The organism is Streptomyces sp. NPDC054813 (assembly GCF_053611365.1).
Genome location: NZ_JBSHAF010000015.1, coordinates 62216 through 73518, shown reverse-complemented (window position 1 = coordinate 73518; position 11303 = coordinate 62216). Strand labels below are relative to the sequence as shown.

Annotated in this window: 7 protein-coding genes; 3 read left to right on the top strand and 4 right to left on the bottom strand. The window is 69.4% G+C overall.

Features of this window, described 5'->3' with window-relative positions:
• From ACWGJB_RS28480 to ACWGJB_RS28465, 4 genes are all read right to left on the bottom strand, one after another.
• Positions 1-1376 (bottom strand): arabinofuranosidase catalytic domain-containing protein (locus ACWGJB_RS28480; protein WP_453382922.1); only part of this gene is annotated, 1376 nt, incomplete at its 3' end.
• A 158-nt stretch (positions 1377-1534) separates the two neighbouring features.
• Entirely contained in the window at positions 1535-1786 is a 252-nt protein-coding gene (locus tag ACWGJB_RS28475; RefSeq protein WP_453382921.1) for a hypothetical protein, read from the bottom strand.
• Between the two features lie 65 nt (positions 1787-1851).
• The gene (locus ACWGJB_RS28470; RefSeq protein ID WP_453382920.1) at positions 1852-3372 is read right to left on the bottom strand and encodes a catalase; all 1521 of its coding nucleotides are present in this window, start codon (positions 3370-3372) and stop codon (positions 1852-1854) included.
• 330 nt (positions 3373-3702) lie between these two features.
• Entirely contained in the window at positions 3703-4836 is a 1134-nt protein-coding gene (locus tag ACWGJB_RS28465; RefSeq protein WP_453382919.1) for an FAD-dependent oxidoreductase, read from the bottom strand.
• A gap of 91 nt (positions 4837-4927) precedes the next feature.
• On the opposite strand from ACWGJB_RS28465, the gene ACWGJB_RS28460 reads away from it, so the two are divergent.
• From ACWGJB_RS28460 to ACWGJB_RS28450, 3 genes are all read left to right on the top strand, one after another.
• A complete protein-coding gene (locus ACWGJB_RS28460; RefSeq protein ID WP_453382918.1) occupies positions 4928-5698 on the top strand; it encodes a TetR/AcrR family transcriptional regulator in 771 nt (256 codons plus the stop codon).
• Positions 5699-5892: 194 nt separating this feature from the next.
• Positions 5893-6057, top strand: a complete 165-nt coding sequence (locus ACWGJB_RS28455; RefSeq protein ID WP_453382917.1) for a hypothetical protein — start codon at positions 5893-5895, stop codon at positions 6055-6057.
• 926 nt (positions 6058-6983) lie between these two features.
• Positions 6984-11255 carry a discoidin domain-containing protein gene (locus tag ACWGJB_RS28450; RefSeq protein ID WP_453382916.1) on the top strand — a complete coding sequence of 1424 codons (4272 nt, stop codon included), beginning with the start codon at positions 6984-6986 and terminating at the stop codon, positions 11253-11255.
• Positions 11256-11303 lie beyond the last annotated feature (48 nt).

Here is an 11303-nt window from a genome sequence, read left to right as displayed (position 1 = left end):
TGGGGGTTGAGGAGGGAGCCGTCGGCTTGTTGGACCCATTTCTGGCCGCCGACCCCGTTGCAGTCCCACAGCTCCAGCTTGGCCCCGCCGGTCGTGCCGTTGTTCTCGATGTCGAGGCACCGCCCGAGCGTGGACAGCGAACCGTCGGGGTTGTGCGTCCAGTGCTGGTCCTCGGCGTACGTCTGGCAGTCCCACAGCTGTACGGCGGCGCCATTGGTGCCGGTGTCGTCCGCCGCCACGTCCACGCACTTGCCGCCGGGGCCGGTGATCGTCCCCTGCGGTCCGTTGGGCACGTCCGTCCGGCCGTTGTAGCCGACGGAGACGATGTTCGCCTGGACGGCGTTCTCGGCGGCGTCGGTGGGATAGCCGGAGACCATGACGCCCTCGAAGAAGGTGCCCCGGTTCCAGTTGCTGTTGTCGCCCCCGATCCCCAGGATGATCCCGCCCTCCTGGTGCATGGGCTGATAGCCGCCCCGGGTGGGCAACGCGCCGTCCCACCAGGTGCTGAGCCCGCCGGACCGGGAGTCACCGCCCTTGAGGGCGTACCGGGTCTGTCCGTTGTTCTTCAGCACGGCGGTCACGAAGGTGCTGCTGTTGCCGAGGTTCGCCGTGTTGGAGCCGTTGTCGCCCTGGAACATGCCGTTCTCCAGGTCGGCCTCCACCCAGGGCCCGTTCCCGGTGCATGGCGCGAAATAGCAGGTGGTGGCGATCGACACGGCGTCCATGTGCCCGTTGCCGGTGTCGGCCGGGGTGCGCTCCGCGTTGCCGTAGTCGAAGCAGCAGGCCGATCCGACGTGGGTACCGCTGGCCACCATGTAGGCGCCCTCGGGCTGACCGCCGACGGCGACTCCGGAGGCGACGCCGGTGTAGCGGTAGCCGACGCCCGGGGAGATCCAGACGCCGTACACCTTGTGGCCGCCCGCGGTGACGGCGATCTCCGAGGCGTCGGCGCCCCGGTCGTCGCCCATGCCTGCGGTACCGGCGGGCCCCGGCGTCAGGTCGTTGTGCCGGCCGCTCTGGTCGTAGATCTTCGTGATCCGGCAGCCCCCACTGGTCGCGCAGAAGGCGTCCTGGGCCGCCGCGTCGGCGTACCCGCCCGCTGTCAGCAGCCCGATGTCGGTGGTCGCGCCGTCCGAGACACGGGTCACCTGGTAGAGCGGGCCGGCGTAGGAGGAGAGCAGCGCGCGGGTGACGCTGTGCGCGGCCACGCACGGGGTGCCGGCCGCGGCGTAGATGTCGCACGGCAGCGAGCCCGCGGCCTGCGAGACGGCCGGAAGCCCGAGCAGCAGCCCTAGAGCGAGCCCGAGGGAGGCCAGCACGGCGACGACCCGCGCCCGCCACGTCCGTGGTCCGGTTGATGGTCTTGGTGAGGTCATGACATTCCACGGGGGCGGGGCACCGCGCATGGCAAGTCCCTTCGAGGCCGGAGTGGGGGAGGGCCGCACCGACGGCACGGCGACACAGCTCTTCGATCGGCTCGGCCCGGAAACTACGCACCCTGTTCGACCACGTCAATAATTGTTTCCTTTTTGGTTCAGACCAAGTTCGGGGCCGTGAGCTGCTGTCCGGGTGTGGGGGAATCGGACACCTCCGCGGCGCCCGCATCGCGCGCGTGGGCATCCACGGGGCCGAAGACCCGGTCACTGCCGGCGATCTCCCGCGCGAACCGCTCGTCGAATCCCGGATCCAGGCCGAACTCGCTCCGTACGGTCTTCAGCGCCGGCGGCCGGCCGGGACGGCCCACCCGCCCGCCGCTCAGCCGACGGCAGGCCGGGCGCGCCGCCACGGGCCGAGCGGATCGCTCGGCCCGTGGCGGGTGTTCCTGTTCCGTGGGGGTTCGGTCGGATGAGGTCAGGCCTTGTGCTGCATGGAACTGCGTGCGGGGTTGCCCTGTTCGGCGGCCTTGGGGTCCTTCTCGTCGGCCTTGGCCCGTACGCCGTCGGCGATGCGCTTGCCGATCGTCTCGTCGATGTTCGACCAGTACGTGAAGGCGCGTTGCAGGACGGGTTCGGTGACGCCGTTGAGGAGGTGCCCGACGACGTTGTCGACCAGACGGTCGCGGGCGGCGTCGTCCATTACCTCCCGCACCATCGTGCCGGGCTGCCCCCAGTCGTCGTCCTCGGGGTGGGACACGTAGGCGGCGCGGGTGATCCTGCCGTCGGCCTCCCAGGTCGGCGGTGGGCCGAACCGGGCCGGATCCGCCGCCGGACCGCCCTTGGAGTTCGGCGCGTACACCGGATCGGACGTCTTCCGGTAGGCCATCGCGCCGTCCTTGGAGTACGTGTGGACGTCGACGACGGGAGCGTTCACCGGGAGCTGCTGGTAGTTGGCGCCGATCCGGTGCCGGTGGGCGTCCGCGTAGGAGAACAGCCGCGCCAGCAGCATGCGGTCCGGGCTGGGCCCGATGCCGGGGACGAAGTTGTTGGGCTGGAAGGCCGCCTGCTCGATCTCGGCGTGGTTGTCGGTCGGGTTGCGGTCCAGGGTCATCCGGCCGACCGGGATCAGCGGATAGTCGCTGTGCGGCCACACCTTGGTGAGGTCGAACGGGTTGAAGCGGTAGCCCGCGGCGTCCGCGTACGGCATGAGCTGCACGTTGAGGGTCCAGCTCGGGAATTCGCCGTCACGGATGTGCTCGAAGAGGTCGCGCATGTGGTAGTCCGTGTCGACGGCTGCCATCTGGTCGGCCTCGTGCTGGGTGAAGAACTCGATCCCCTGGTCGGTCTTGAAGTGGTACTTCACCCAGAACCGTTCGCCCTTGGCGTTGATCCACATGTAGGTGTGGGAGGTGTAGCCGTTCATGTGGCGCCAGGTCCGCGGGATGCCCCGGTCGCCCATCAGCCAGGTGACCTGGTGGGCGGATTCCGGGGAGAGCGTCCAGAAGTCCCACTGCATGTCGTGGTCGCGCAAGTTGCTGTCGGCGCGGCGTTTCTGGGACCGGATGAAGTGCTGGAACTTCATCGGGTCCTTGATAAAGAACACCGGGGTGTTGTTGCCGACCATGTCGTAGTTGCCCTCGCTGGTGTAGAACTTCACCGCGAAGCCGCGAGGGTCGCGCCAGGTGTCTGGGCTGCCCCGCTCACCGGCGACCGTCGAGAAACGTATGACCAGGTCGGTGCGGGTGCCGGGCTGGAAGACGCCGGCCATGGTGTAGGCGCTGACATCTTCGGTCACCTCGAAGTGACCGAACGCGCCGCTCCCCTTGGCATGCGGCTGGCGCTCGGGAATGCGCTCCCGGTTGAACTGCGCCATCTGCTCGATCAGATAGGCGTCCTGCAGCAGGACCGGCCCCCCGGGGCCCACGGTCAGCGAGTGCTCGTCACTCTCGACGGGGGCACCGGAGTCGGTGGTGGTGAGGGGTGGCTTCTGCGTCATGACTCTGCCTTTCTCCGCACGGAGCAGCCGGTCCTCGCGTTGTCCCTAGATCGGCCGGTGCACGCGTGACCCCGCCCCGGGAGGATGCCGTACGGATGTGCTCGCGTCTTTCGCTTCCGGAGTCTTCGGGCTCCTACTGTGAGCGGGTGACCCTGCGTGTGCCGGGCAAACACCGTGTTCCCGGTTCCCGAGGAGCCGGGGCGACGCGGTAGGGCCGGGCTGTCCGGCATCCAGCCTGGTCCCACCGGGCCGGTGCCGCCACTCGGGAACGCGGCTCGACCCCCGACCACCCGGCCGCCTCACAGATCTCACGGTCGCACGGCGAGTGGCTCACGACGTCCGCTCGGCTCCGGTGAACATGGCGATCAGGCCGTGGGGCGAGTCGTCGCCGAACATGAGCTCGTGGAGCCGGACGGCGCCGGTGGCCTCCTCGGCGCTGCGGGAGAACATGGCCTGCTCGTAGGCCGTGAGCGCGGCCTCGGTGTCGTCGGGGTGCGAGGCCAGGGCCTTGCCGAGTTCGGCGCCGTCGTACATGGCCAGGTTGGCGCCCTCGCCGTTCGGGATCATGAGGTGGGCGGCGTCGCCGAGCAGCGTCACCCCCGGCACCCGGTCCCACCGGTGCTCGCCGGGCAGGGTGTGAAGGAGGCGCAGGACGGGCGCCGTGTCGCCGTCGGTGATCAACGCGGTGAGCTCCGGTGCCCAGCCGTCGAACTCCGCCGCGATCCGCGCGGCCGCCGCGCCGGCGTCGGTGAAGTCGATACCGGCGAACCAGTCCTGCGTCCTGCGGAGTGCCACATAGGTGTGCAGGGTCCCGCCGCTCTCCCGGTGGGCCTGGATCCCCTTCCCCGGCGCCAGCGCGAACATCGCCCCGCCGCCGACCGCCTTCGCGGTGGCCGGGTGCCGGGTCCCGGCGTCGAAGAGGTAGGTCTCGACGAACGACGTGCCGACGTACTCGGGCACCGCGTCGGACAGCAGCGGCCGGACCCGTGACCACGCGCCGTCCGCGCCGACCAGCAGGCTCGTGGTGATGGAGCCGCCGTCGGCGAAGGTCACCTCGTGGCGGCCGTCGCCGAGGGCACGGACACCGCTGACCTTGTGGCCCCACCGGACGGTGCCGGGCGGGAGCGAGTCGAGCAGGATCCGCCGCAGCTCGCCGCGGAGCACCTCGGGGCGGCCCCCCGTGCCGTCGTCGGGTTCGTCGTGCAGAACCGCACCGTCCGGGGCGAGGGCCCGGGTCGCCTCGCGCCCCTCCAGGACGAGAGCGCGGAACTCCTCGATCAGGCCGGCCGCCTCAAGGGCCGGCTGGCCGTTGTTCTCGTGGATGTCGAGCATCCCACCCTGCGCCCGCGCCGTCGCGGAGGCCTCCGCCTCGTAGACCGTGGCCGGGATTCCGTGCACGTGCAGGACGCGGGCCAGCGTGAGGCCGCCGAGTCCGGCGCCGATGATCGTGACGTGAGTGCGCATGGTGACTCTCCTTCGCATCTCTGGTACGCCGTTCCAGAATGGAACGGTGCTCCATGTTGGAACAGTGCTCCAGATGTGTCAACATGGCGGCATGGCAACGCGGACGCGCCGGTCACAGCGGCGCACAGAGGCGCTCTCGCGGGAGCGCATCGTCGAGGCCGCCGTCGAACTGCTCGATGCGGCCGGTGCGAGCGGACTGACGTTCCGGGCGCTCACGGAGCGCCTCGCCACCGGCCCCGGGGCGGTCTACTGGCACGTGGCGAACAAGGACGAGCTGCTCAGCGCCGCCACCGACGGCGTCGTCGCGGCAGCCCTGGCCGCCGAGCCCGCCGAACCCACCGATCCTGCCGCACCCACCGAACCCGCGGGCTCACCGCAGGACGGCATCCGCGCCGTCGCACTCGGCCTGTCCGGTGCGATCGAGGAACACCCCTGGCTGGCCACCCAGCTCGCCGTGCAGCTCTCCCGCCACCCCTGGGGGACGGTGACAGCGCGGATCTTCGAAAGCATCGGCCGACAGGTCCGCGCGCTCGGCGTGCCCGAGAGCAGTTGGTTCACGGCGACCTCGGCGCTGTTGCACTACATCCTCGGCGCAGCGGGCCAGAACGCCGTGAACGCCGGTGCCCCCGGCCCCGACACGGACCGCGCGGAGTTTCTCGGCGCCGTCTCGAAGGCGTGGAAGGAGCTCGACCCCGACGACTACCCGTTCACCCGGGCCGTCGCGGACCAGATGCGCGAGCACGACGACCGCGAGCAGTTCCTCGCCGGGATCGACTTCGTCCTCACCGGCATCACCACCCTCCACCCGCCCGGCGGACACCCGGGCACCCCACCCACCCGGCGCGGAACCAGCTCGCTCTGAGCACACCGCCTCCGCGACCTCCCACCACAGAAGGGGTCGGACACGGAGCCCGTGTCCCGCCCCACTTCGCGTCGCTCAGCCTGCGTGCACGGTCCCCGCGTAACGCTGGGCGAACCGGGTCCCGGTGCCCGCGGTGACGGTGATGTCGTACCGGCCCTCGTCGGTGTGCCAGGTCAGCCGGGAGTGGCCCCGCCTTGACCCACACGGTCTGCTCCTTGCCGGCGAAGTCGCTCGGGGTGACGGTGAAGGCCGCCTCGGTGCCACCGTCGTTGCGCAGCTCCATCTCGATGCCGGCGTCCTGGGCGCGTGCGGTGTGCGTCAGCGCCGCTTTCACGGACGGCACCGCCACATCGTCCTGACCGTCGCGCACGACAGTCCCCACCTGGACGGGGTTGCACGGTGTTGGGTCCTCTCCGCCCCGGACGCCGTCGCGACGAGGCCCGGATGGGCAAAGTTGTCTATATAACTTCGCCCCACAGCAAGGCGGTCCGCGGCGACGGACGCGTGAACGAAGGGTGGCCGACGTCCGGGGGGCAGACGGCATTCTGAGATTTCCCTGTGCGCGACGGGTGACCAAGGGCACGTCAGTATTTGACAGTTGACCTGCGAGTTCGACAACTCGCCGGTTTCTCGGCGCGCAGGGCGGGAGGCGGAGCCGCTTCGCCCGAGCGGCCGCCCGAGGAGCCTGTGACGCCGACCGTCCGCAGTCGACTCGGGCCGTGCTCTGTGCACAGCCCGAGAGAGTCGTCGCTGATCCTGCGAGGGTGACGACGGGCTTGGCCCGGCCTCTGCGCCGGGTCAGGGCCGCGTGGGCGGGGGGCTGTCCGCGGAGTCCACGCCGAATCCGGACTTGCGTTGTAGGGTCGCGACGCACGATCGCGCAAATTCTTGCGCTACTTGCGTTTGCTTGCGGTCCGGTGACGCAAGCGCACAGCGCACATCCGAGTGACGGACCGGGGTGTCCGATCGCGGGAAGTGCACCTGGACGCTTGCTCTTTGGCTGCCCTCAGGCTGCCTGCACCGCCGAGTCGTGAGCGTTTCTGGTGAAACTTGTGCCGTCCTGCCTGTGGACCGGCTCACAGCTCTCTGCAATATTTCGATGAAACAACGCAATATTCTGCGCACCGCATCGCCGTGTCATCGCCCCACAGAGATGACCGCAGAGACCCGACAGAGAGACCGCAGAGACCCGTTCGGCCCCGCACCTTTCTGCACCACTCCGCCAGGAACGAGCCGCCCTCGCCCGCCCCTCCGGCGTGCGAGCCTCCGCAGAAAGCGACCCCGCATGACTCGACACAAGCCGAGATCCTGGAGACGGCGCGCAGCGACCGCTGTGCTCGCCTCCGCCGTGATGGTTCTGGGCCTGCCCGCCGTCGGCGCGCACGCGGCCGGCGGGCCCAACGCCGCCGCGGACGCCAGGACCAAGGCGGGCAGCGCCCGCGCCGCACACGCGGCCGCCAACGTCACCGACGGCGACACCGACACCTACTGGCAGGCCGGAAAGAAGTCCGCCCAGTGGGTCCAGACCGACCTCGGACGGACCGAGCGCGTCCGCCAGGTCGTGCTGCGGCTGCCGGAGCAGTGGCAGACCCGCAAGCAGACGCTGGCACTTCAGGGCAGCGCCGACGGCAAGAGCTTCGCCACGCTCAAGTCGTCGGCGCAGTACGTCTTCAGCCCCGGCGACGGCAACACGGTGAAGGTCTCCTTCCCGGCCACCCTCGCCCGGTACGTACGGGCCGACTTCAGCGCCAACTCGGTCGCGGCCACCGCGCAGCTCGCCGAGATGCAGGTCCTCACGGCCGCCGCCTCGACCCCCAACCTCGCCCAGGGCAAACCGTTCAGCGAGAGCGGTCACGCCGACGTCTACGGCGCGGCCAACGCCGGTGACGGCAACCGCAACACCTACTGGGAGAGCACGAACAACGCCTTCCCGCAGTGGCTCCAGGTCGACCTCGGCTCGTCGGTCAAGGTGAACCAGGTGACGCTGCGGCTGCCCAGCGGCTGGCCGAGCCGCAGCCAGACGCTCAAGATCCAGGGCTCGACCGACAACCAGAACTTCACCGACCTGACGGCCTCGAAGGCGTATACCTTCGACAGCTCCAACGACCAGTCGGCGACCATCACGTTCGACGCGACCACCACGCGGTACGTGCGCGCGCTGTTCACCGCCAACAGCGGCTGGCCCGCCGGGCAGGCGTCCGAGCTGGAGGTGTACGGACCGGCCACCGGCGACACCCAGGCGCCCACCGCGCCGTCCAACCTGAGCTACACCGAGCCCGCTACCGGCCAGATCAAGCTGACCTGGAACGCGGCCACCGACGACACGGCCGTGACCGGCTACGACGTCTACGCCAACGGCCAGTTGCGGGCGAGCGTCGCCGGGAACGTCCTGACCTACACCGACACCCAGCCGGCCGGCAGCGACATCACCTACTTCGTGCGGGCCAAGGACGCGGCGGGTAACGTCTCCGCCAACAGCAACAGCGTCACCCGCAAGGGAGCGAGCGGCGACACCCAGGCCCCCACGGCGCCCGGCAACCTCGCCTACACCCAGTCCGGCAGCGACGTGAAGCTCACCTGGCAGGCGTCGAGCGACAACGTGGCGGTCACCGGCTACGACATCTACGCCAACGACCAGCTCCTCAAGTCGGTGGCGGGCGACGTCACGACGTACACCGACACCCCGTCGGCGACGGCCACGGTCACCTACTACGTGAAGGCGAAGGACGCAGCCGGGAACGTGTCGGTGGCGAGCAACAGCGTCACCCGGGCCGGCAACGGCTCCGGCTCCGACCTCGCCCAGGGCAAGCCCATCGAGGCCTCCTCGTACACCTTCACCTACGTCGCCGCCAACGCCAACGACGGTCAGATCGGCACCTACTGGGAAAGCGCGGGCGGCGCCTACCCGGCCACCCTCACCACCAAGCTGGGTGCCAACGCCGACCTCGGCCAGGTCGTCGTCAAGCTCAACCCGGACCCCGCCTGGTCCACCCGCACCCAGAACATCCAGGTGCTCGGCCGTGATCAGGACGCCACGGCGTTCACCAGCCTCGCCGCGGCGAAGGACTACACGTTCAACCCGGCGACCGGCAACACGGTGACCATCCCGGTCTCCGGCGCCGCCGCCGACATCCAGCTCAAGTTCGCGTCCAACACCGGTGCCCCGGGCGCGCAGGTCGCCGAGGTGCAGGTGATCGGCACCCCGGCCGCCAACCCGGACCTCAAGGTCACCGGGATCACCAACTCTCCCGCCGCGCCGGTCGAGTCGGACGCCATCAGCCTGACGGCGACCGTCACCAACAGCGGCAGCAAGGCGTCCAAGGCCACCGACCTGAACTTCACCCTCGGCGGCACCAAGGCAGCCACGGCCGATGTCCCGGCCCTCGCCGCCGGCGAGACGAAGACGGTCACCGCGAGCATCGGCAGCCGGGACGCGGGCAGTTACCCGGTCGGCGCCGAGGTGGACCCGTCGAACAAGGTCATCGAGCAGAACGAGGCGAACAACGTCTTCACCCGCTCCGACGCCCTGGTCGTCAAGCCGGTCTCCAGCTCCGACCTGGTCGCCGCACCGGTCGCCTGGACACCGTCCAGCGCCTCGGCGGGCGACGCGGTCGCGTTCACCGTCGCCATCAAGAACCAGGGCACGGTGGCCTCGGCCTCCGGCGCCCACGGCGTCACCCTGACGGTCCAGGATGCCAACGGCGCGACCGTCAAGACGCTCAGCGGCTCCTACACCGGCACGATCGCGTCCGGCCAGACGACCGCACCGATCGCCCTCGGCTCGTGGACGGCCGTCAACGGCAAGTACACCGTCAAGACGGTCATCGCCGACGACACCAACGAACTGCCGGTCAAGCGCACCAACAACACCACCACGCAGCCGCTGTTCGTCGGCCGCGGCGCGGACATGCCCTACGACATGTACGAGGCCGAGGACGGCACGGTCGGCGGCGGCGCCACGGTCGTCGGTCCGAACCGGACCATCGGCGACATCGCCGGCGAGGCGAGCGGCCGCAAGGCGGTGACGCTGAACGGGACCGGCCAGTACGTCGAGTGGACCACCCGCGCGGCGACCAACACCCTGGTCACCCGCTTCTCCATCCCGGACGGCACCAACACCACCCTGAACGTCTACGTCGACGGCCAGTTCCTCAAGGCGATCGACCTCACCTCGAAGTACGCCTGGCTCTACGGCAACGAGACCTCGCCCGGCAACTCGCCCGGCTCCGGTGCCCAGCGCCACATCTACGACGAGGCCAACCTGCTGCTCGGCAAGGTCGTGCCGGCCGGCTCCAAGATCCGCCTCCAGAAGGACGCGGCCAACACCTCCACCTACGCCATCGACTTCATCAACCTCGAACAGGCGACGGAGATCCCGAACCCGGACCCGGCCGCCTACACGGTCCCGGCCGGCTTCTCGCACCAGGACGTCCAGAACGCCCTCGACAAGGTGCGCATGGACACCACGGGCAAGCTCGTCGGCGTCTACCTGCCCACCGGGGACTACGAGACCTCCAGCAAGTTCCAGGTCTACGGCAAGGCCGTCAAGGTCGTCGGAGCCGGGCCGTGGTTCACCCGCTTCCACGCCCCCTCCTCGCAGGAGAACACGGACGTGGGTTTCCGGGCCGAGGCCACCGCGAACGGTTCGACCTTCTCCGGCTTCGCCTACTTCGGCAACTACACGTCCCGGATCGATGGCCCGGGCAAGGTGTTCGACTTCTCCAACGTCTCGAACATCACCATCGACAACATCTGGGCCGAGCACATGGTGTGCCTCTACTGGGGCGCCAACACCGACAACATGACCATCGAGAACTCCCGCATCCGTGACACGTTCGCCGACGGCATCAACATGACCAACGGCTCCACGGACAACCACGTGGTCAACAACGACGCCCGCGCCACGGGCGACGACAGCTTCGCGCTCTTCTCGGCCATCGACGCCGGCGGCGCCGACGAGAAGAACAATCTCTACGAGAACCTGACGTCCACCCTCACCTGGCGCGCGGCGGGCATCGCCGTCTACGGCGGCTACAACAACACCTTCCGCAACATCCGCGTCGCCGACACCCTCGTCTACTCCGGCATCACGATCTCCTCGCTGGACTTCGGCTACCCGATGAACGGCTTCGGCACCGAACCCACGACGATCGAGAACGTCTCCCTGGACAGAACGGGCGGCCACTTCTGGGGCTCGCAGGTCTTCCCCGCCATCTGGGCGTTCTCCGCCTCGAAGGTCTTCCAGGGCATCAGGGTCAACGACGTCGACATCGACGACTCCACCTACGGAGGCGTGATGTTCCAGACCAACTACGTCGGCGGCCAGCCGCAGTTCCCGGTGAAGGACACCATCTTCACCGACATCTCCATCACCAACTCCAAGAAGAGCGGCGACGCCTTCGACGCCAAGTCCGGCTTCGGTATCTGGGCCAACGAACTGCCCGAGCCCGGCCAGGGCCCGGCGGTCGGCGAGGCCACCTTCCGCAACCTGCGGATGAGCGGCAACGCCCAGGACATCAAGAACACGACCAGCACCTTCAAGATCAACATCGAGTAGGTTCCGAAGGGCGGTGAAGGGAAGGGGCGTCCCCGGCGGGGGCGCCCC

Excerpts from the sequence above, each read along its gene's own strand:
- ACWGJB_RS28450 (WP_453382916.1), top strand. The coding sequence starts at position 6,984 with ATGACTCGACACAAGCCGAGATCCTGGAGACGGCGCGCAGCGACCGCT.
- ACWGJB_RS28470 (WP_453382920.1), bottom strand. The coding sequence starts at position 3,372 with ATGACGCAGAAGCCACCCCTCACCACCACCGACTCCGGTGCCCCCGTC.
- ACWGJB_RS28460 (WP_453382918.1), top strand. The coding sequence starts at position 4,928 with ATGGCAACGCGGACGCGCCGGTCACAGCGGCGCACAGAGGCGCTCTCG.
- ACWGJB_RS28465 (WP_453382919.1), bottom strand. The coding sequence starts at position 4,836 with ATGCGCACTCACGTCACGATCATCGGCGCCGGACTCGGCGGCCTCACG.